Below are 22,473 nucleotides of genomic sequence, written 5' to 3'. Positions count from 1 at the left end.
AAGAAATCTAGTTCCCTCCCCTTTACAAGGGGAGGGTTAGGGTGGGGTAACACGGTGAGTAACCGTAAGTGAATGAACTCAATATCACGTCTTCACAAGAGTTTCACGTTAAGTTGACACCTATGACAGCTGTGCTACCCTACAACGTCGTATATTTACCTGAAAATTGCTGTAACCCAAGTGTATTGGCTTAAAATCCAATTTCTATGGTGAAACTGCGAATTTTTCCAGTATCTAGGTTAGCTTTATCTGCTACTTCCAGCGTCCAGGTTCCTTGGGGACTTTTACCTTTAAAGGCAGCAAGTTTAGGGGTGTTCACTTCGTCATAGGTTGTTTTGATGTTATCTGTAGATCCGCCCAGGCGATCGTGGAGAATTATCGGAGATACGCCTGTTGACGCTGGGGGGTTGAGAGTAACTATGAGGTCAGCAATGTAAGTATGCTCAATGTCTACAGTAACTTTGATGGATTTGACGACGTTGGTATTAGCGATCGCCACTGATAATTTTGATGTTTGCAAGTCGCCAATTGGTACATCTTGCACTGCTTGGAATACCCCAATGGGTGATGGTTGATTGGGCTTGGCCAATTCTACAGCTTTGAGAGCATTAATCCGACCGTAACCGTAGTAGGGACTGCGACCGTTAGCATCATATTTACCTCCGGCTTGGTCAATGCGATCGCAGGAGCGTTTAATGATGTCTCGTACTTCGTCCCAACGCAGATTTGGGTTGCTGGCAATAATTAAGGCTGCTACACCAGCTGCACCCGGACAAGAGCTGGAAGTTCCGCCAAATTCGTTTGTGTAGTTACCTGCGGTGTCACCTAAATTCCGATTACCAGAATTATAACCAACTAAACCAGTGCGATCGGTTGTCCAAATTCCAGGAGTTTGAGAACTCTCACCATTGTTGCTGGGGAAGGCGCACCAGACTGCTTTACCAAAGTCACTGAAAGCGCTTTTTGTGCCGAAGTCGTTACAAGCTGCCACAGCAATCACATTTTGGTAGCTGGCGTAGCCGTCGTTATCCACGCTTTCGTTACCATTACCAGCAGCGAAGAAAATTACACAGCCTTTGCCGTTGCGTCCTTTATTAATTGCATATTCAATGGCAAGTCTTGTAGAGTCAGGTAGAGGCACTTTTTGGTTGTGTACTGGATCGTTTGGCTCATACCAAATACCGTCTGCTGGTCCCCAGCTGCAAGAAATGACATCTGCACCATTTTGAGCTGCCCAAACAAAAGCATCGGCTTCGTTTTGCGATCCCAACGCCGAAGCTAAACGAATCGGCATCAATTTTGCACCAGGCGCGACACCAGAGGCACCGAAATTACCGTTGGCACAAGCTACTCCCGCACAGGCTGTGCCATGATTATCATCGTTTCCTGGTCTGGGATTGTTGGTTTTGCGTGTGACATCACGCGGGGCAACAATTTTTCCAGAGGAACGGAATTCTTCATGGTCGAGATCTACACCGTCGTCGATAATTGCAATAGTCGTTCCTGTGCCATCGCTCAATTTCCAAGCTGCTTCAACGTTGGCATGGGCGTTGATAACTTTACCATTAATTGTTGTTTCTTTGAGATGCCACTGCTGGGGAAAAATCTGGCGGCGGCGTAACTCCCGCACTAGTTCAGGATGACACAGTTCTACTGATTGCTCATTTAAAAGTCTTTCAGCAATGTCAAAGATAGCTAAACCAGTATGTGTAGGTGCGCTGACAAAATAAGCATTTCGCGCATACTCAAGTTGGCGTTTAATTGTTAAGTTATAACGCCCTAAAACTTCCTCACACGCCCTTGAATCTTGTCGATTATCGAATTTAACGAAGAGGTTTTCCGTATAGATTACAGGTTCTTGGGATCTGGGATCGACAAGAACACGTCCCGCAAATTCAATTTTAGACTCTTCATTGAGAATTGCTCTAGCGCGATCGCGCAAAGCAACCCCCTGAGCCGGAACTTTCGCACGCAGAATTTCTACACCTGCTTGTCGAAACCGCGTTGTTAACTCAAATTGATTAAGAATGCTACGAGCTGCAACTGACACAGGTGCGACTTCAAACGGTCTTTGACCAAGCAGAGGGTTGCGGTTTTCGGTACGAACTACAATGTGTTCATCACTAATAGCAAGTTCATACCGTTGACCATTTTCACCACCATAACGAACCTGAACCATAATTTAATCTCCTATATTGGGTATGGGGCATTGGGAGAGGCGAGGGGGAGGGGGAAGCAGGGAAAAACTCTACTCCCTTGCTCCCTCCCTGATCTTTACTTCTTATTTCATGTGTTATATCTGGATTAGGGCAAAGAAAAGATATAGCTTAAACAGAATTTAATCTCTCTAAGATTCATACAAGTCTTCAATTCCTCTTTCCAGAAAAAAGGGAATTAAAAGTCAGGTTGATTTACGAATCTTCATTATTTAGTGGGCACATACATTTGTGCAGTTCTGCGAAAGATTTGTATTTCATGCCACTAAAAAACGCTATAACATCATTAGAACTTAAGAAAGATGATTTATTTTCCTGCTGAGTATTTTATTGCGATATATTCTCTACCCCCGATTGCTGAAGTGAGATTCCAAAAAGATTACTTTTCTGAGTATCCCCAACAAATTCGCGTTGGCAGCGATGCCTCTGCTGTATCCTACACTCGTCAGCCTGGGTACTATGCAATACATTACAATCAACCCGGTACGGTGGATCGAGGAGCAATTTTACAACTGAATGAGGGAGCGATCGCTGTTTTTTCCGGCGAACCCAATCAATCACAAAAAAATACATTGAGTCCGATTTACACACTACAATCCAATGGTTCCTTTGCTGTACCAAGTGGACTGGTTTTCATTCGTTTTGCTGAAGGCGTTGATGTGGAGTCCGGGCGCGAAGCGATTAATCGAGCAGGTTACGAGGTAGAGCAAAGTCTTGACTATGCACCTAATGCCGCCTGGTTGCGTCCCCAATCAGGTAATATTAACGATGCGATCGCCGGAATTTCTCAGTTAGAAGCCATACCTAACGTTGAGAATGTCGAACTTCAGATGCTTATGGAAAGGGGTTTGAGGCTAGGCAGATAAAGAGATTGGGCATGGGGCATGGGGCATGGGGCATTGGACATTGTGGGACAATAAATAATGACAAATGACCAATGACTAATGACTAATAACAAAAGGTATTTTATGACAAGTAATTTGCTGACAAATACAGCCAACTCCGAATCAAAAATTAACTATTCAGTATTAGTTGAAGCAAAAGAAGGTGGATATCAAGCAACAGTTTGGGGTTTACCAGACTGTCAGGTATTTAGCGCGACCCGGGAAGAAGCACTGAACAATTTACACGAACTTGTGAATACTCGATTCCAAAATGTAGAAATCGTGAATCAAGAAATACAAGCTCTAAAATCAGAGCATCCTTGGATGAAATTTGCAGGTAAGTATAAAGATGACCCACAATTCGATGATATGCTGGCGGATATTGAAGCATATCGCCGGGAACTGGATGCAGAAATGGAAGAATATTATCGACAATTTGATGCTGAGGAAGAAATCAAGTGAAGCTTTGGATACTTGATACAGATACTCTTTCACTTTTTCAAAGAGCGCATCCATTAGTCAGTCAACGTGTAATTGCTATACCTACAGAACAATTGGCTACAACAGTTATCACATTTGAAGAACAGATGTATGGAAGGATGAATCGCATTAGAAGGGCCGATTCACAAGAATCATTAGTATTTGCTTATATGCAATTAAATGAAACTTTGAAAGATTTTAAAACTATCAACGTACTCGATTTCAATCAAGAATCTGCCAATTGCTACGCAGAACTGCGGCGGCAAAAAATTCGTATTGGTACTCAAGATTTACGAATATAGGAATCATATTTGATTTCTGAAAAAGTGTACGAGATAATACGGAGAGAGATATCTGTCTAAGAGCGAACAATGATAGAGCAGCATCTACAACCTGCGATACCTTCGGTGAGCTTCGCTAACGCAGAACTACAAGAATTTATAGATAATCGCCCGGATGCCCGTGAGGTGAGAAAAGCTTTGGCAGTGAAACTGGTTTATCAAGGCTACAAGTATGAGGAAATTCAAACAATTTTAGATGTCTCTGTTGGTTCAATAACAAGCTGGAAGCAAGCTTATAAGGAATATGGAATTTGCGGATTGCGCTTAAATTATAAAGGCAGAAAGAGTTACCTGAGCGATGAACAGCAACAAGAAGTATTAAGTTGGTTGCAAACTAAGGAGATTTGGGAGCTTGGTGAACTGGAATACAAATTGGCTTTTGAATATGATGTCATCTACGAATCGAAACGGAGTTATTATGATTTATTTGACGCGGCGGGAATTAGTTGGAAAAAAACTACTGGCTTAAACCCAAAGGCGGACATTGAGGCTGTAGCTGCAAAAAAAAACAGATTGAAAAATTGTTGGACAGCAATAGAGAGGAGATAGAAGAAGGAAGACTGAGAGTATTACTAATAGATGAGTGCCATCTGTTATGGGGAGACGTAACTGGTTATGTCTGGGGAAAAACTGACCAAGAAATAGCAATTGGCATCGTTAACGAACGAGAGAAGCAGACATACTACGGGGCGGTTGATTATCTCGATGGTAAGTTGCTTCTTAAAGCTTACAATGCTGGCAATTCAGACAATACAATTGATTATTTACGTTATTTATTAGACCAGTCTCCCAACCAACGATTACTGCTTTTTTGGGATGGTGCTTCTTACCATCGTTCACATCTGGTTCAAAACTTTTTAGGAGAGATAAACCAAGGTTTGTCTCCAGACCAGTGGAAAATTCATTGCGTTCGCTTCGCTCCTAATTGCCCATCACAAAATCCAATTGAGGATATTTGGTTACAAGCTAAAACCTGGGTGCGGCGTTTCTGTGCTTTGATTCCTTCGTTCTCTCATCTCAAATGGATGTTTGAGTGGTTTCTCCGACACACTAACTTTGATTTTGACACTTTACAGATGTACGGAGCTTTTTCAGAAATCAAATACTAGTCCTATAGCGTCAATTGCAATTGCTAATAATGGAATTTTGGTAACGCGGAATCAGCGTGATTTTTCTCGCGTACCTGGATTGGAATTTGAAGATTGGACAGTGGAAAATTAGGGCGTAGTTTACCGCCATAGGCATTATAATTATCGTCCTATAGAAAGTGCGTAGTTTACCACCGTAGGCATCGCATAAAATCATCAATATGCTATTCAATATTTTCAAAAATTCTAAATCTACTATTTCATCTATAGAGGTTCCCTCTAGCTGGTATGTAGTTTGGGGAAGATTAAATACTCTAACAGCAGATGTAGTCTGGCGAGATGACCAGTTTACTGTGATTTCTGCACTGACTACAGAACAATTTGCACTCAGTTCCACAGAACAATTTGTGGTGGTTGGAGATGTGTGGTTAACTAATCGCCTGGAGTTGCTGCAAAAATTGGGAGTCGATGCAAGTAGTTTTTCTGAAAACAATTGTCAATTGATTGCTGAACTTTGGGAAAAATTTGGTTGCGAATGTCTGAAATTGTTGGAGGGGATGTTTGGGTTAGTAATTTGGGATCGTCAACAGCAAGTATTATGGCTGGGACGCGATCGCATTGGTAGCCGGACTCTGTATTACACTACTGCTGGTGCAATTCGCGCCATCGCGCCAAAAATGCGATCGCTTGCGCCCTATCGTTCAGGCGATGTCGATTTAGTGGCGTTGCGGGACTATCTCTGCTGCGCCTTTGTACCGGGAGAACGCACACTTTGGGAACAGGTGCGAGAAGTGCGTCCGGGAACTGTTATAGAAATGCCTTCAGAGAAAGTTTATACTTACTGGGAATTGCAACAGCAGATTACAGGGGCGGATGAATCTTTAGTATGGCATGGCGATCGCTTGCGTTCTCTCCTAAATCAAATTGTCCAAGAATATTTACCGCAAAATGCACCTGTTGGTGTTTTCCTTTCTGGTGGTTTAGACTCTAGCAGTATCACCGCTTTAGCAGCAAAGTTTCATCATCCACCAGTCCATACTTACTCAATTCATTTTGGGGCTGAATCTCCCAATGAGTTAGAATTTTCTAGTTTGGTAGCCGAACATTGCCAAACTCAACATCACATTCTCGAAATTACTTTTAAAGATATGTGGGAACGCCTACCCGAAACAATGGCGTATCTCGACGATCCGATAGGCGATCCGCTGACAGTGCCAAATTTTCTCTTGGGAAAAATGGCGGGAGAAAATGTGCAAATTATCCTCAATGGTGAAGGTGGCGATCCATGTTTTGGTGGCCCGAAAAATCAGCCGATGTTAATTAATAGTTTATATGGTTCAATTAATAATCAAGATTCCCTGCAAGCATATTTAATCGCTTTTCAAAAATGTGCATTAGACTTGCCGCAACTTTTGAAGCCAGAAGTTTGGACAGCAGTCAAAACAGAACCATCTGTATTTTCGGCTGATTTAAATTCTGATGTCAGTTACTTAAATCGATTAATGGCACTGAATATTAAATTTAAGGGAGCAGACCAAATTTTGACAAAAGTAAATAACTTAACTCAAGCAGCAGATTTACAGGGGCGATCGCCACTTTTTGACCAGCGAGTTGTTGACTTGAGTATGCAAATTCCTCCAGAATATAAACTTTCAGGAGTAGAAGAAAAAGCAGTCCTCAAACAAGCCGTTGCAGATATTTTACCAGAAGCAATTATTCATCGTCCCAAAAGTGGCATGATGGTACCTGTACAGTTGGGATTTCGGAAGTATTGGCAACGAGAAGCTAGAAAATTATTGTTAGATAAAAAAAGTGCGATCGCGCCTTATTTAAATCAGTCAGTACTACGTGACTGGTTAGATTATAAAGGCGATGTTTGGGGACGTTATGGTGTTAAACTTTGGTTATTGGTAAGCTTAGAAATTTGGTTGCAAGTAAATGAAAAGTAGCCTTTTGGTATAAACTAGCTAGACTATAAAGGCATAAATTTGTAATTGAGTAAACTGAGAATACTAACCAAAACTTTCAACACCATTATAGAATGAACTATTTTGATCATCTAAAATTATCAAGCTGCGATTATTAATATCTAAATTTTGATTTACAGCTATGCTGCGATTTAAGATTTGAATTAATTTTTTAGGCTGTAAAGATTCTAACTCCACAAAATTACCATCCATTAACCATTTTATACCATGTCCTCTTGATTACTTATTAAAACCTAAGAACCCCACCCCGCCAAAGCTGCGCTTTGTCTCCCCTCCCCGCTTGCGGGGAGGGGCTGGGGGTGGGGTGCAATGACTGTGGAAATCATAACTAATTATCCGGACTTGATATTAGTTCTTGGTAGCTCAGACTTTGCTGAATTTCTGTAGATATTTACTATTCAATTTCATAATTATTCAATCCGCTTCAATATTTGCGGAATGTGAGTTACATAGTTGTAAATTTTTCCGCCCACCTACTTATTTATGCAATAGTTCTAATGAATGATGCCATTACAGCTTACCCTAAAAAATATCTGCCGGATCTGCGGAGCGGAGTTTGTTCATAGCCAGGAACCCAGATGTCATACACATTAAAATTGTTGATATCAAAATAATTAATATATTAGTTAAGTTCATCATTATTGGTAATTTAGTAGCTTTCATGGTGACATTATATATACCTAAAGAAATAGCAAATCCTGGTATATAACCTAAAATTGCCAATATAAAACCCTGCTGAAATACCACACTTAATAGATAATTATGTTTATAGCCTATAGCTTTTAAAGTAGCATAGGCAGTCATTTGAGTGGAAATATTACTGTAAAGAATTTGATAGACAATGACTACACCAATCACAAAACCCATTATGATCATGAGGTTAAATATAAAACCAATAGGTGTTCTGGTTGCCCAATATTTTTTTTCAAAATCTTCAAACTCTTGCTTTGTAAAAATTAAGATATCATTAACCAAATTAGTTCGTAGATTTTCTAAAATTTGTTGTGGTTCGGTATCAGCAGCAAGAGTTATTGCACCCACATCTATCATTTCTGAAGTCCGGTTATTTAGAAATATCCTCAGAAAAGTTGAGTCACTGACAATCAAATTACCATCTACACCAAAAGAAGGGCCTAAACTGAATAATCCAACAATTTTAACTCTATAACCTTTAGCTGAATTAAAGGGAAATATCTCAACTATTTGTTCAGTATTTTGCGACAAAAATCTTTCAACAACAGGCCCAAACTCTGGTCGAGAATTTTGGTCATACAGCACTGCATCGGGAATTTTTATTTTATATAAGTTCTCATCAATTTCTGGTAATTTTATAGCTACATTTCCCGGTTCAATACCAATAATATATATTGAATATTTTTCACCATTTATAGGATTTTTGAACTTTGCAAATCCCAAATATATAGGACTGATTGACTCTACACCACCAAATCCCAACGCTTGATATAAACGAGTTCGAGAAAAGCTTTGATTTGCAGTTAAAGATTTATATTGAGAACTAACTATAAATAAATCTCCTCGTAGACTTTGATGCACTTGAGTAGCACTTGAATAAAGAGCATTTTGGATGCCAAGTTGTACAAACATGAGAATCACAATAAAACTAATGCCAGCCACAGCTACTAAAAAACGAACTTTGTTTCGGACTAGTTGTAGCCAAGCTAAGGGAATTTTAAAAACCATGATTTTAGTCTGTGATTCTTTGATCAGCGTCTTCTATGGCAATTATATTTGAATGGCTACATCTACCTGTAAGTTGGTTAAACTTGCAACCTGTTGATTGTCCTCTGGATTATCTATGCTGATTTTCACCTCAATTACTCTCCGGTCTGTGTCTACTCCTGGATTAAGACTTAAAATACTCTGTTTGCTCACTTGTAAACCAATCTCGCTCACTACTCCCCGTAATTTTCTAGTAAATGTAGTACTGGTGATGCTGGCTTTTTGACCTACACGCACTTTTGTGATGTCAGTTTGATAAACTTCTGCCACTACATACATGTGAGATGTTTCACCTATATCAACAATTCCTGAATTGCCAATGGTTTCTCCTGTTTTGGTATGAACTTTCAAAATTGTTCCATTTATAGGAGATTTAACATAAGATAAATCTCGTTCTACTTTTGCTTGTGTAATTGCAGTCATGGCACTTTCGAGTTCGGCTTGTGCCACCTGAACATCTACATCACGCACTTCGCTAAGACTTACCAACCTGGCTTTTGCTTCTTTTATCTGGTCGTTAAGAGTATGAATACTCTTGTTTAGGTTTGCTTGAGCTTCTGTGAGTTGTTGTTGCACTGTCTGAAATTCTAAATGCTTGCTATCTGCAATAGAAGCTGAAATAGCACCTTCTGTATATAACTGCTGATAACGATTGTTCTCGGTTTGAGCGTTGTTTAATTGAGCTTGTAAGCGGGCAATTGTTGCTTGTTGAGTGCTAATTTCTCCTTTTAATTGAGTTTCTAAACGTGTCACTACTGATTTTTGAGCCTCAATATCTGCGGATTTTGTTCCGGCCTTAACTTGCGCTAGTTTAGCTTGAGCAACTTTAACTTTGTCTTGTGCCTGTTGTACCGCCACTGTTGCTTTAGTATAATCTTGAAGCAATGCAACTATTTGCCCTGCCCGAACTCTGTCGCCTTGTTTCACCAGCAGTTTTTCTACTCGGTTACCTGAGAGTGAACTGGGGGCAGATAACACAGTAACTTCGCCTTGAGGCTCTAGGCGTCCCAAGGCAGTAATAGCAACTCTGACAGGAGTTGCGCCTTGAGGTTTTGGTGGGTGAGTCTGAATATTAGACCGATATAGTGAAAAGACGTAGACAGATGCTATTCCTATGGCTAATGCGATAGAAACTGCCGATATTATTCGCCATCGACCTGAGGGTTTTTCAAGTAATCGGCTTTCCTTGTCTGCTGCCATATTTTCGTCCCAATCTTACTACGCTAATGCGGCTGCAACCAGGCTTATAAATGTCCCTATAGCATTAATCCTCAAAATACCACTAACTAGTCCCGTTGCGAGATCCCCGACAACTTTTGCCAAGTAGGGAATCTGACCACTGAAGCACTAAGAACCTAAACTGACAAGAAGTTGCCGCTTACCTCGAAACGGCCTGCGTCCATGTCCAAATCGTAAGTTATCAAGAAACAAAATATCTCCTTGCTGCCAGTTAACGACTATAGTTTCAGCGATGACAGCATCCCATATTGCTTCAATATCCTTGCGTGTAAAAGGAGTACCATTGCCAAGGGTACAATCTATAGATATCTTCCCAGTACTATTCAACTTTTCCAAAAATAGAAGTACTGGGAGCATCTTGCTGTCGAATCTTACTAGTAATGGGCTAAAAACTCCAACTATCAGCTTCAGGAAAGATCCTCTCTTTTTCCCTGAATTAACAGATAATACTAAATCACCCAAAAATTCCGGTGGTGTAATGCGTAATATGTGTTCTTTTCTTGAGGAGTGAAAGCTAGTAATTAGATTAAACCAAACCTCTTCCCCTGTGTGTGGATGGCGACGAATACCGTCTACGTTGCTAAGGATCACCATGATATCGTCTTCCCAAGTACAGTTCCAACCCCTTGCCTTGCATCTTTCTTCGGCAATTCTAGGATTTTCAGTTTCAAAAGTTTCAATCCAACCCATTATGTAATCATCACTTTCTTTCGGTAAGCGTCGGATATAACGAAGACCGTGAGTACGTATGGCATCCATCAGTTGATTTGGCAGGCGTTGCAAAACACGCCGACAGTCGCAGATTGGTGTTTGTCCCCCTACCTCTGCTGGTTCTAAACAGAAAAAAAGTATTCGTTCAGGAAAGTTATGAGAGGTCGCAACTTCATTGTGAATAGCAAGGCTGACTGCTGGAGGGAGTTCACTTGCAGTGTATACTAAGTCTGTCACTGGCTTGCGAACTACAGTGCCACCCATATAATCCATTGGGGTAGTGATTAAATGTGCTGCGACATCTGCAAAATCTTCAGCAGTTTTCAACGGAAAATCACGCAGTAAAACGGCTCCATGCTCTGCAAATATTGAGTTGATTTTACTGACAGCATCTTTGTTTAAGAAATCCTCACCAATCTCTGCAAAATTTAGTTGGAATGGAATATTAGTGGTTGTCATATGTATATTGGTGGTTTTTACAAGGTAATGTTTTATTCCCAAGATTTAAGAAAAGGAATTAGCCCAGTCTGGCAGAAATTTTATACCAGTTCCAAAAACCATTATTGCGAATACTACCCATTACCCCATGACTTAAAAACCTAAACTGACAAGAACTTTCCGCTTACCTCGAAAAGGCTTGCGTCCATGTCCAAATCGGAAGTTATCAAGAAACAAAACATCTCCTTGCTGCCAGTTGAAGACAATAGTTTCAGCAATGACAGCATCCCATATTGCTTCAATATCCTGGCGTGTAAAAGGAGTACCATTGCCAAGGGTACAATTCCAATGAATATTACCGGGAGTGTACCACTGTTGGAAAAATAAAAGTAATGGAAGTATCTTGTTCCCTAATTTTATGACTAATGGACTAGAAACTCTCGCTATAGAACCCATTTGACATCTTGTGAGGTTTTGAATTAAGGTACTCCTCAGCATCTAAAATCCAATACTAATGGCGTATTCCAGCAACCTCACTGATGCAGAATGGGAAATTTTTGAACCCTTATTGCAAGAGATATTACCGACTAAGAAGCAGACTCGACCGACCAACTGGCCAAAGCGAGATATCTTCAATGGAATTCTCTATCAACTAAAAAATGGATGCAATTGGCAAGACTTACCTAAAGACCTCCCCCCTTATTCCACTGTATATTGGCACTACAAACAGTGGCGAGCAGCCGGGGTATTTGAGGAACTGATGAGTGTCTTACATGGACAAGTGCGTGAACAGGTAAAAAAAAAACCGCACTGGACGACATTGATCATCATTGACTCCCAAGCAGTGAAAAATACCTGCAACGCCAGTGTGGAGTCGAAAGGTTTTTGCTTCTACAAAGCCACCAACGGTATTAAAAGGCATTTGGCTATTGACACCCTTGGGTTTCCCTTTTTTACGCTCTGTACTCGCGCCAATGTCTCGGATGATGCCGGATTAATTGAGATGTTTACTCTCAACATCGACTACTTCAAGTCAAAACCTATCGATATTCCCAAGATTACTATCCTGCTAGATCATGGGTATCACCCAGAATATTTGACTCAGGAGTTAGAGCGAATTTACCCAGAGATCATGACCAAAATTCAGTTTCAACTTTCTACGAAACCCTCAAAACAAGAGAAAGCGGCACAAGGAAAATCTGGATTTGTTCCGGCAATAGCTAGATGGGTGATCGAACGCTCCAATGCTTGGATGGAGCGCTGTAAAATTCTGGTTAAGAACTTTGAACGAACCCTGGTTAGTGCCACTGCCAAACTCAATATCTGCTTCATCAGGCTAATGATTAAGAGGCTTGCAGCACCTTCTTAGATGTCAAATGGGTTCTATAAACCTAAGGATTGGAGATGCTTCCATTTTATCGGAATTGACAGATGCTACTATATCACCAAGAAATTCCTGTGGTGTAATCCGCAGTGAGTGTTCATGTCTTGAGGAGTGATAGCTAGAAATTTGATTAACCCAAAGTTCTTCCCCTGTGTGTGGGTGGCGACGAATACCTTCTACAGTGTTAGTAATCACCATGATATCGCCTTCCCAAGTACAGTTAAAATTCATTGCCTTGCACCTTTCTTCGGCAATACGGATATCTTCAGTTTTGAAAGCTTGACTCCAACCTTTTAAGTAACTTCCACTTTCTTTCGGTAAGCGTCGGATATAGCGAACGCCGTGAGTACGTATGGCATCCACAAGTTGATTTGGTAGCCGTTGCAAAACACCCCGACAGTCGCAGATTGGTGTCTGTCCCCCTACCTCTGCTTTTTCTAAACAGAAAAAAAGTATGCGCTCAGGAGGGTTATCGGTATATCCCATTTCGTTGTGAATAGGAAAGGTAATTGCTGGAGGAAATTCACTTGAATTGTATACTAAGCCTTTTATTGGTTCGCGAGCTATAGTACCACCCATGTAATCCGTTGGGGTAGTGACCAGCTGTGCTGCAACATCTGCAAAATCTTCAGCAGTTTTTAACGGAAAATCCCGCAGTAAAACGGCTCCATGCTCTGCAAATCTTGAGTTGATTTTACTGACAGCATCTTTATTTAAGAAATCCTTGCCAATCTCTTCAAAATTTAGTTGGAATGGAACAGTAATGGTTGTCATGTGTATATTTCTGGTTTTTACAAGGTAATCTTTTATTCCAAAGATGTTAGGGAAAGAACGAGTGCAGCTAGGCAGAGATTTTCTATTAGTTGAAAAGTTGAAAAAAGGTAAAAAGCTGATTTGACAATCAATATTCCTTCTGCTGTCTGCCTTTTTGCACCAGTATACTATTTTCCCATAACGCTTTTGAGAAACAGTCTTGTGTCAACTACTTGACAGACTCTATCAGTGATGATAAATCCTCAGATATTGCTTGCAAAAGCAGCTGTTGAGCGCTGTGCAAGAATAAATGATTGCCGCTTAACATTTGCAGCTGAAAATTGCTGCGAGTTTGTTCGCGCCAAGGCGAAAGTAGGTCTTCAGTTATCACGTTGTCTTGCATTCCTCCAAACACAGAAATAGGACAATTTAGTGGATCTTCCTCTGTATAGCTGTATTTTTCAGCCAACAAAGTTACTTCCTTTAAAACCAGTGGTAACAATTCCAACAGTTCTGTATTGTCACGATACAGTTGGGGTAAATCGTTGATAGATACTCCTTTGACTGACTCAAATTCAGGGAGTTTCTCAACAGAAGGATGTAAATAGGGTATCTGAGGAGCTTGTGAAGCACCAACGAACAAGTGAGCAGGAACTTTACCATTTTCGCGGCGCAGCTGACGAGCGAGTTCAAAGCAGATCAATGCCCCTAGACTGTGACCATAGAAAGCGAATGGTTTGTCTAGATAAGGAACCAGAACTTCTACCAAGATTTTGATCACAGAGGTTAGCTCGTCGAATGACTGTTTGCCCAAAAAGTCTTGACTTCCGGGAAGCTTAACGGCACAAACTTCTACATCTGATGGTAAGTCGTCTGACCAAGGAAGAAATTCTGAGGTACTGCCCCCAAGGTATGGGAAGCAGAACAGACGCAAGCAGGCATCTGGATTTGGTTTGGGGAAAACGAGCCAATCGGTTGGAACTGCCGTCACTGAAGAAGGTAATTGTGTCTGGGAAGTTCCCATGAGTTGGTCAACTAGCTCTGCTGCTAGTTGCGAAATACTTGGGCCCTGCATGAGTTTCATTGTGGGTAAACTCAGACCCAAAACACTCTCAATTCGGTTACTCAGTTCTACTCCCATTAAGGAGTCAAGTCCCAGATTAGCCAGGGATTTTTGACTATCCAATTTAGCAGGAGAAGTTCCCAATACCAGGGCTACGACTTCTCGCAGGTGAGATTCCAAAATTTGCAAACGCTCTGTTGGTTCGGCTGTCATCAGGTCGCCTAAGAGCAAATCTGCTTTGCTGTTGCGCCCGTCCGCCTTTGTGAGAACAGCAGCAGAGTTGACTAGCTGAGAAAATCGTGCTGATGCGCCAGCTGGGTAAATCTCGCTCAAGCGCTGCCAGTTAAAAGGTGCTACTGCTGTCTGTACTGCCTCGACACGGAGTAATTGTCCTAATATCTGTAGTGCTTGGTGCGATCGCAAACCTTTCATTCCCATCTGGTCTAAATACTTACCAATAGCGGTATTGTCAGCAACATAACCAACATCAGCAATTGCACCCCAGTTGACGGTCAAAGCTGGCAGTCCTAAAGCGCGGCGGTGATGTGCCAGGGCATCAAGAAAAGTATTAGCGGCTACATAATTTCCCTGTCCGGCATTGCCAATAATGGAACTAAAGGAGGAAAATGACACGAACAAATCTAAGGGTACATCCAAGGTGTGGGTGTGTAAGTTCCAAGCTCCCATAGCCTTGGGTGCGATCGCTTTTGCTAGGCGTTCTTGGTTGAGATCGAGCAGCAGAGCATCGTCCAGAACCATTGCTGCATGAATAATGCCTCGCAACGGCGGCATAGACTGGCTCATGTTTGCCAGAACGCTCTTGACTTCTTCCTCACGGGACACGTCTGCTTTAGCGACTAACACACGAACACCTGCTGACTCCAATGTTGTCACCGCTTCCTTAGCTGCTGACGAGTTAGCACCACTACGACCCACCAGTACTAAATGCCGCGCACCCCCTTTCACCAACCACTGAGCCACTGCTAGACCAAACCCACCTAGTCCACCAGTAATTAAGTAAGTGCCATCAGGGCGAAAAGTGATTGTTTCTGGAGATGAGGGAACTACCTTGACATCTGGCTGTTGCAATGATATTACAATCTTGCCGATGTGCTTGGCTTGCGCCATATAGCGGAAGGCGCTTACTACCCTCGATATTGGGAAAACCCTGTGGGGAAGGGGATGAAAGGTTTTCGCCTCAAAATATCCCATGACTTCACGCAATAATGAGCCAGCAAAATCAGGGCGATCGCGTAACAGTTTGTCCAAATCTACCGCAAAGAAGGACAAATTATTTTGAAAAGGTCGCAGACCCAGTTTATTGTTCTGCTCGATATCGCGCTTCCCGATTTCTATAAAACGTCCATAAGCTGCCAACACCGAGAGGCTCTTAGGGATCGCCTCTCCTGCCAAAGAGTTGAGGACAATATCTACACCCTTACCATTGGTGATTTCCATCACCTGGGAAGCAAAGGCGGTGGAGCGAGAATCCATGACATGCTCTACACCGAGCGATCGCAACAATTCTCGTTTTTCTGGACTACCTGCTGTTGCGAAAATCTCTGCCCCCACTGTCTGGGCAATTTGGATAGCAGCAAGACCTACACCGCCGGCTGCTGCGTGAATGAGAACCCGCTCACCCTGACGCAGCCGTCCCAAATAGTCCAAGGCGTAGTAGGCAGTGAGAAAAGTTACAGGGATGGTGGCAGCTTCTTCAAAACCCAGATGCGGGGGCTTATGTACGACAGCGCGGGTATCTGTGGTGATATGCGTACTAAAGCTGTGAGGCGCACAAGCAATAACTTCATCACCGATGTGAAATCCTTCAACGCCAGAGCCAATGGCGGTAATGATTCCGGTACATTCTATACCAAGCGATCGCCCGGAGAAAGTCCCCTGCAAACTAGCGTCATTTAACAAATTTAATGTCTTGGCAACATCCTTAAAGTTCAAACCTGTGGCACAAACTTGAATTTCCACCTCTCCCGGCCCCGGTTTTGAGAGCGTCATGGCCCGCAGTTGCAAGTTCTCCAACACTCCTGGTGCAGAGATTTCTAAACGGAAAGGTTGTTGATTTGCTGTTGATTTTGGCAACAAATCTGCTAATGATAGCTTCCTTAACCGATTGACATAGCGTTCCTGACCCCGCAAGGCAATTTCATCTTCTTGATCGTCTGTCAGCAACTCTTGTGTGAGAGACTGAATTTCCTCTGGGGTAATGGTAGGACTCAAATCCAGCCGAGTACAGGAAAGATTGGCATATTCATTGTTAATGACTCGACCCAAACCCCATAAAGGAGATTGGGCAACCGAGAGGGATTTTAAACCTCCTACTGTTTGGGTAGAGTTGGTCACCACAAATAGACGCAGAGAATGCGACCAATTGACTTTAGCCAATGCCTGAACTAAATGCAATACGCCCAAACAGTTGTTGGTTAAAGTTGATTCTAGGGTGGCTGCTGTCATTTGCTCATTAGCAGGTGTGTCTAGACTCCAGAGGTAAACTACACCGCTACAGGCGGGTTGATTTGCATCAACAGCTTCTAGGAGTTGCTGCATATCTTCTGCATGTTCTGGGCGAATTTGGTAGCTATCTAGATCAAGGTGCTGGAAAGCAGTTCCAGGTTTTATGAGAATCGGGGTTTGTTGCCGTTGTTTGAGTTGTTGTGCTAGCTGTTGTCCGACTCCAGAATTGTCAGCAAAAATTAACCAAGTTCCTGGATTTTCAGAGTTTAGAGGAACTATTGATGAGGGCTGAACTGCTGGCTCCAGCACCGCACTAGTAGCTAGAATCACGCTTTGGAGAGACTTAGATGTTTGCGGTGGTATATCTGCGATGGTAGCAACTTCCGCGAACCCAACATCTGTGAGCAAAGAACGCCACTGAGTCTCACACAGCCAAGGGTGCGATCGCCCCTGTTGCACATCAGTAAATGACCATCTGTCTTTGAGCAATCCAAAGACTAAATCCTGCCAATAGTTATCGGCTGTTGGTTCCAGCAACACCAGCAAACCCCCAGATGCCAGCAGCTGTTTCACATTTTCTAGGGTCTGACGCAGGTTACTGGTGGTGTGCAGTACGTCCGATGCTAAAATCAGATCAAAGGAATGGGGCTGGAAACCTTGTCCTATGACATCGCCCTCAATATCTAAAGTTTGGTACTCAACGAAGGGATAATCGTGAAACTTTTGCTCGGCAGAGATTGTAAACTGTCCAGAAATGTCAGTAAAGACATATTCCGTCTGCTGTAGTGTCAGCTTTGGCAATACGTGGGATGTGATTGAGCCTGTACCTGCACCAATTTCTAAAATCCTTACTGTTCGTCCTTCTGGTAAACGCGACAGCGCCATAGCGATCGCTTTCTCAACCAGTAGGTTATAGATCCGATAACTAGGTGAATCTTGGTACAGATGCTCAGATGTTGTCACAGAACCTCCAGGGGAAATCAATTGCAGCGCATCGACCTCCCCAATCAATACTGAAGCTAGTTTTTGACCGCACCGCCCTAACAATGTCAGTTCTGCTTGGTAAGCAGGAAATCTGGCGAAAAGTGCTTTCCAAGCCTCAATAGGTTGCTTCATTTCTGGTAGGCGGCAGACCTCCCACTGGTCATCTACTTGATGCAGCACGCCATCTTTAGCTAGGATCTCTAACAATCGATTTAAAAGAGGTAGATGCACAGACACTACCCCTAATTGCTCGGCAAGAGTTTCTGCACTGATAGGAGTATGCAATTTTGGCTGCCACCCTAGTTGCTCGAAAGCTTTGAGAATGTAATTAGCACATAAAGCATCTATTTGTGGCTTTACCTGCTCATAGTACTGTTTCCTTCCCAATTGCACGCTCAATTGAACTGCTTGAAATTGCAGTTTTTCAGCGATTTGCATTGGGTCTAGCAGATAATCAGGGTTGGGGCGAACTAACTCTTGGTTGGGACGTGCCTTCATCTCCCATTGGTATTCGTAGAGGTAATCTGCTTTCTCTGAACTTTCTTGCTTGTTCTCCAAGGATTGACAGACAAGTCCGATAAATTCTGCCAGTACATTTCCTGCATCATCGATGAGTAGCATATCTCCTTTGATACGAGTGGCGCTTTGCTCCACTAGGCGGGTATAGCTCCACATTTGCAGCCCTGGACGACCATAAACTCTCACTTGGTCTATCTGTACCGGTAGGTAAGTCCTTTTCACCCAAACAGTGGCGAGGGACACCTGAAAACAAGCATCAAGGATAGCCGGATGCAATTGGTATTCTTCGACTTGTGTCTGTAAAGCATTACTCACCTGAATTTGAGCCAACGCCTCACCTTCGCCACTCCAAAGCTGCTCGATGCCTTGAAAACTGGGGCCATATTCGAGTTTTATTTCCTGGAATTGTTGGTAGAGATCGCTCTTGAAAATTTCGTTGGGACAACGACTCTTGATTTCATCCAACACAACCTGCTTCGAGAGGGAGCCTTTTTCAGCACGAGTTAGCTTACCTGTGGCGTGTCTCACCCATTCTGATGGGCTACCTTGGACATTGCTGTTAATCTCGAAGGATGTTTGGTTTGACTCTAGACTTAACTGAAGTCTTGACACCCCACTTTCTGGTAAGAAGAGAGCTTTGGCAAATTCAATCTCCTCTACAATATAAGCTCCTTGTTTGAAGATTTCTTTGGCTGCTGCCAAAGCCATTTCTACATAAGCTGCTGCGGGATAAACCACAGCCCCTTGAACGCGATGGTCATCAAGATAACTGAGGCTAAGCTTGTCAATCTCTGTATCCCATATCGGTTGACTTGATTTGAGACGGTTTCCTAAAAGGGGGTGGACTTGTTGCCCCAACATTAAGCGGTGAGAAATTGTGCCAATCCGTACTGCCATAGTTTCTTCAGACTCGTTCCAATGGCGTTCTCGCTGCCAGGGATAACAAGGCAGTGGCACGACACGCCCTTGCGGATATAGCTTGTACCAATCAACCGGATATCCGAGAGTGTAGAGTTTGCCAAATGACGAGAGCATTGTGGGGCGTTCCGGTTCAAACCGCCGCAGGCTTTGTAGCACTTTGCCAGATACCCCAGCTAAAGCAAGACATTCAGAGATGGAATTGGCCAGAACTGGATGGGCGCTGATTTCTACAAAGGTGTTGTAACCTGCTTTAATCAAAGAAGCGATCGCCCCTGCAAAAAGCACTGGTCCCCTCATGTTAAGACCCCAGTAGGTGCCATCCAATTCCAAACCGTCTACCTGCTTGCTAGTAACGGTAGAGAACAAAGGAATTGTGGCTGTTTGAGGCTTGATTTCTTGCAATAATTGTGCTAATTCTGCCTTTAATGGCTCCATCAAGGGGCTGTGATAAGGCACCTCAACTTGCAGGAATCGGCAGAAAATTTGTTTTTGCTGCAAAGATTTGGCAATTTCTTCTAAAGCGGCGCTATCTCCAGCCAGGGTGACGGCACTGGGACTGTTAACCGCCGCAATCGAAACACAACTCTGGTATCCTAATTCTGCTGATACCCGCTCGGCTTCTTCTGAAGACAGCCCAACAGCTAGCATTGTCCCTTTGCCAGATACTTTGGCTTGAGTGCAGCTGCGGTGGAAAATGACCCGCACGGCATCTTCTAGACTCAGAACTCCAGCAACATGGGCAGCTGCAACTTCGCCAAGACTGTGACCGACGATTGCTTGGGGCGTAATGCCCCAGGAACGCCACAAAGCAGCTAAAGCAATTTGTATGGCAAAGATGGAACACTGAGCGATTTGGCTAGAGTTGATGCGGGAATTCTCTTGTGATGCTGTCAGTTCTTCTAACAATGACCAATCAACATATTGCCGCAGCAATTCGTCGCACTTTTTGATCGCCTCTCGGAATACGGCTTCTGACTCCAACAATTGACGCCCCATTGCCCACCACTGGGACCCCATACCGGAAAAAACAAAAGTCAGTTTGGGTTTAAATTTTGGAGCTAGATAACCAGAAGATAAACCTGGACGGTTTTCTCCCGCCAGAAATGCTTGCAGATTTTCTACCAGTTCTGCAAAGGAATTGCCTACCAACGCCAACCGATGATCGTAATGACCCCGGCGCAGACTGGCAGTATAGCAGATGTCTGATAATGAAACATCAGAACTCCCATCAATACCTACTAAAAAGTCATGGGTTACTTGTGCAACAGCCATCAGAGCTTCTGGACTTTTTGCCGATAGGGGCAATAGTAGAGCGCGATTCTCTTGGTCTGAATCGGTTATACCCGTTACAGCATCCGTTGCTAATCCTGATAACAGAACATGGGCATTCGTTCCGCCAAATCCAAAGGAATTGACACCGGCGATGCGCAGCCCATTTTCGTTTCGCCAAGGCTCAAGGGTGGTAGGCAACCGTAACCCCAATTCCTCAAAACGGATTCTCGGATTCGGTGTCTGAAAGTGCAGATGTGGCGGAATCTGTCCATGCTTAATGGCTAGGGCTGTTTTGATTAAACCTGCAATTCCCGATGCTATTTCCAAATGTCCAATGTTGGTTTTAACTGAACCAACAGTGCAATAGTCTCCGGGAGTCCGATTTTTACCCACTACGTTTCCTAAGGCCATCGCTTCTATGGGATCGCCTACAGGTGTGCCTGTGCCGTGAGCTTCAACATACTGTATCTGCTGTGGCGATATCCCCGCCAGACGGCAAGCTTCTTGGATTGCTGCTTCTTGGGACTTTCTGTTAGGAACCGCGATCCCCTTGGTTTTACCGTCTTGGTTAACTACACTGCTGAGAATTACCGCATAAATTGGATCGCCATCTGCTTGCGCTTGAGATAAAGGCTTCAAGACAACAATACCAGCACCCTCGGCACGGACATAACCATTAGCTCGCGCATCAAAGGTAAAGCAACGCCCATCGGGAGAAAGCATTGAGGCCTTAGAAAATCCTATGCTGACTTCTGGTCCGAGCATCGCATTGACGCCTCCTGCGATCGCCAGCACAGACTCTTGATTCCAAATACTTTGACAGGCAAGATGAACTGCAACCAGCGACGAAGAGCAGGCTGTGTCCACAGTCATACTTGGCCCTTTGAGGTTCAATATGTAGGAAATGCGGTTAGCCGTGATACAGTGAACGTTGCCTAAGCTTGTGTAAGCGTTAATGGAGTCGCGATCGCACCCTTGGATATTCAGGTAATCGCTAGTTGATATTCCAATAAACACCCCTGTCTTCGAGTTAGCAAGGCGTTCGCTTACCAGTCCTGCATCCTCCAGGGCCTCCCAGGCTACCTCCAGCGTCAGTCGTTGCTGCGGGTCCATGCGTGAGGCTTCTCGCGGAAAAATCCCGAAAAATTGGGCATCAAACTCGTCTATCTGATCTACAAAGCCGCCCCAGCGGGTTCGCATTTTGCCTGGTTTTGTTATATCTGGGTCGTAAAATTTGTTTATATTCCAGCGTGACTCTGGCACTTCGGTAATAGCATCGACACCCGAAACCAGCAGTTTCCAGAAAGCTTCTGGGCTATTAGCACTACCTGGAAAACGGCAGCCCATACCGATAATAGCGATGGGTTCTTTTTCTCTGCCACTGCCTCCATATTCATAGTAAGTGGTTTCTTTTGAACTTTGCTGCATATATGGCGTATTCTCAGTCATAACGTATTTTTTAGCAAAAGCATACTTTCATCTTTCCTGTGTTAAATACCCACAGAAATTGCTTGCATTGAAGTAACTAAGTAAGTAGGCGTTAAAAAACACAACTAAATTAAGAAATTTAAATTGCTTAAAAGCCTATTTTGAAAGCTTTTTTGGCGCTTTACATAAGTTTATGTAGTTCGGTTTAATTGTGCCTACGTACTTGTTGTACGAATTATTAATTGAATATTTGTTATAATTAAAAATGTAGTCTATAGGTAGACAAATAATATTGAAATGAGCCATTTTTCCTTAAATACTATCTTTTGATGATACCCACAATCCGATATAGTACATGGAAATTTTACCTCATTCCCAGTAATATTGAATTCTCATACAAAACTTTACATACCTAGTTACACTAACTCTAAAAAGTCTAAAATAGTCAACATGACATCATATCCTCAAACCGATGAACATATAGCACTTCCCGGTGTTATGAGGTACGTTCTCAGTCCTGAAAAGATACAGGAGATAGCGGGGAGTGGGGAAAAAACT

14 protein-coding genes are annotated in these 22,473 nt (G+C 43.0%); 6 read left to right on the top strand and 8 right to left on the bottom strand.

Annotated elements, in window-relative coordinates; translation table 11 throughout:
* Positions 1-190: 190 nt before the first annotated feature.
* Complete coding sequence (locus IQ276_RS35965) at positions 191-2,179, bottom strand: S8 family serine peptidase (protein WP_193924792.1); 1,989 nt, start codon at positions 2,177-2,179, stop codon at positions 191-193.
* Positions 2,180-2,518: 339 nt separating this feature from the next.
* On the opposite strand from IQ276_RS35965, the gene IQ276_RS35960 reads away from it, so the two are divergent.
* The 5 genes from IQ276_RS35960 to IQ276_RS35935 all read left to right on the top strand — a co-directional run bounded on the left by IQ276_RS35960 (position 2,519) and on the right by IQ276_RS35935 (position 6,958).
* Positions 2,519-3,082 (top strand): hypothetical protein, encoded by a 564-nt coding sequence (locus IQ276_RS35960; protein WP_235116293.1) that lies wholly within the window; start codon positions 2,519-2,521, stop codon positions 3,080-3,082.
* 78 nt (positions 3,083-3,160) lie between these two features.
* On the top strand, positions 3,161-3,562 hold the full coding sequence (locus tag IQ276_RS35955; protein WP_235116292.1) for a type II toxin-antitoxin system HicB family antitoxin: 402 nt from the start codon (positions 3,161-3,163) through the stop codon (positions 3,560-3,562).
* Positions 3,559-3,882 (top strand): type II toxin-antitoxin system VapC family toxin, encoded by a 324-nt coding sequence (locus IQ276_RS35950; protein ID WP_193924566.1) that lies wholly within the window; start codon positions 3,559-3,561, stop codon positions 3,880-3,882. Before IQ276_RS35955 ends, IQ276_RS35950 begins: the two co-directional genes overlap by 4 nt.
* A 69-nt stretch (positions 3,883-3,951) precedes the next feature.
* Positions 3,952-5,030 (top strand): IS630 family transposase gene (locus IQ276_RS35945; protein ID WP_193926078.1). Its coding sequence is split into 2 segments (ribosomal slippage): positions 3,952-4,420 and positions 4,420-5,030, totalling 1,080 coding nucleotides; the frame shifts between segments, so codons are not numbered across the junction.
* Positions 5,031-5,230: 200 nt separating this feature from the next.
* On the top strand, positions 5,231-6,958 hold the full coding sequence (locus IQ276_RS35935; RefSeq protein WP_193925364.1) for an asparagine synthetase B family protein: 1,728 nt from the start codon (positions 5,231-5,233) through the stop codon (positions 6,956-6,958).
* Positions 6,959-7,021: 63 nt separating this feature from the next.
* Here IQ276_RS35935 and IQ276_RS35930 read toward each other — a convergent pair whose 3' ends face one another.
* From IQ276_RS35930 to IQ276_RS35910, 5 genes are all read right to left on the bottom strand, one after another.
* Positions 7,022-7,174 (bottom strand): hypothetical protein, encoded by a 153-nt coding sequence (locus tag IQ276_RS35930; protein ID WP_235116291.1) that lies wholly within the window; start codon positions 7,172-7,174, stop codon positions 7,022-7,024.
* A 345-nt stretch (positions 7,175-7,519) separates the two neighbouring features.
* Positions 7,520-8,698, bottom strand: coding sequence for an ABC transporter permease DevC (gene devC / locus IQ276_RS35925; protein ID WP_193923417.1), 1,179 nt, complete (start codon positions 8,696-8,698; stop codon positions 7,520-7,522).
* 42 nt (positions 8,699-8,740) lie between these two features.
* A complete protein-coding gene (locus tag IQ276_RS35920; RefSeq protein WP_193923415.1) occupies positions 8,741-9,937 on the bottom strand; it encodes an ABC exporter membrane fusion protein in 1,197 nt (398 codons plus the stop codon).
* A 147-nt stretch (positions 9,938-10,084) separates the two neighbouring features.
* Positions 10,085-11,146: a TauD/TfdA family dioxygenase gene (locus IQ276_RS35915; RefSeq protein WP_193923413.1), complete on the bottom strand. Its 1,062-nt coding sequence runs from the start codon at positions 11,144-11,146 to the stop codon at positions 10,085-10,087.
* Between the two features lie 132 nt (positions 11,147-11,278).
* Positions 11,279-11,581 (bottom strand): TauD/TfdA family dioxygenase, encoded by a 303-nt coding sequence (locus tag IQ276_RS35910; protein ID WP_193923406.1) that lies wholly within the window; start codon positions 11,579-11,581, stop codon positions 11,279-11,281.
* Positions 11,582-11,639: 58 nt separating this feature from the next.
* Between IQ276_RS35910 and IQ276_RS35905 the strand changes: the two genes are divergently transcribed.
* On the top strand, positions 11,640-12,494 hold the full coding sequence (locus IQ276_RS35905; RefSeq protein WP_235115308.1) for an IS5 family transposase: 855 nt from the start codon (positions 11,640-11,642) through the stop codon (positions 12,492-12,494).
* A 3-nt stretch (positions 12,495-12,497) separates the two neighbouring features.
* Here IQ276_RS35905 and IQ276_RS35900 read toward each other — a convergent pair whose 3' ends face one another.
* Both IQ276_RS35900 and IQ276_RS35895 read right to left on the bottom strand, forming a co-directional pair.
* Positions 12,498-13,283 (bottom strand): TauD/TfdA family dioxygenase, encoded by a 786-nt coding sequence (locus IQ276_RS35900; protein WP_193918046.1) that lies wholly within the window; start codon positions 13,281-13,283, stop codon positions 12,498-12,500.
* Between the two features lie 208 nt (positions 13,284-13,491).
* Entirely contained in the window at positions 13,492-21,936 is an 8,445-nt protein-coding gene (locus IQ276_RS35895; protein ID WP_235116290.1) for a type I polyketide synthase, read from the bottom strand.
* Between the last annotated feature and the right edge of the window lie 537 nt (positions 21,937-22,473).

Origin of the sequence: Desmonostoc muscorum LEGE 12446 (assembly GCF_015207005.2) — a bacterium.
Classification (GTDB): Bacteria; Cyanobacteriota; Cyanobacteriia; order Cyanobacteriales; family Nostocaceae; genus Nostoc; species Nostoc muscorum.
This window is presented reverse-complemented; position numbering and strand designations above follow the sequence as displayed.

Bases quoted from the DNA above. Each gene is read 5' to 3' on its own strand.
- IQ276_RS35965 (WP_193924792.1), bottom strand. From the start codon at position 2,179: ATGGTTCAGGTTCGTTATGGTGGTGAAAATGGTCAACGGTATGAACTT.
- IQ276_RS35960 (WP_235116293.1), top strand. From the start codon at position 2,519: ATGATTTATTTTCCTGCTGAGTATTTTATTGCGATATATTCTCTACCC.
- IQ276_RS35955 (WP_235116292.1), top strand. From the start codon at position 3,161: ATGACTAATAACAAAAGGTATTTTATGACAAGTAATTTGCTGACAAAT.
- IQ276_RS35935 (WP_193925364.1), top strand. From the start codon at position 5,231: ATGCTATTCAATATTTTCAAAAATTCTAAATCTACTATTTCATCTATA.
- devC (WP_193923417.1), bottom strand. From the start codon at position 8,698: ATGGTTTTTAAAATTCCCTTAGCTTGGCTACAACTAGTCCGAAACAAA.
- IQ276_RS35920 (WP_193923415.1), bottom strand. From the start codon at position 9,937: ATGGCAGCAGACAAGGAAAGCCGATTACTTGAAAAACCCTCAGGTCGA.
- IQ276_RS35915 (WP_193923413.1), bottom strand. From the start codon at position 11,146: ATGACAACCACTAATATTCCATTCCAACTAAATTTTGCAGAGATTGGT.
- IQ276_RS35910 (WP_193923406.1), bottom strand. From the start codon at position 11,581: ATGGGTTCTATAGCGAGAGTTTCTAGTCCATTAGTCATAAAATTAGGG.
- IQ276_RS35905 (WP_235115308.1), top strand. From the start codon at position 11,640: ATGGCGTATTCCAGCAACCTCACTGATGCAGAATGGGAAATTTTTGAA.
- IQ276_RS35900 (WP_193918046.1), bottom strand. From the start codon at position 13,283: ATGACAACCATTACTGTTCCATTCCAACTAAATTTTGAAGAGATTGGC.
- IQ276_RS35895 (WP_235116290.1), bottom strand. From the start codon at position 21,936: ATGACTGAGAATACGCCATATATGCAGCAAAGTTCAAAAGAAACCACT.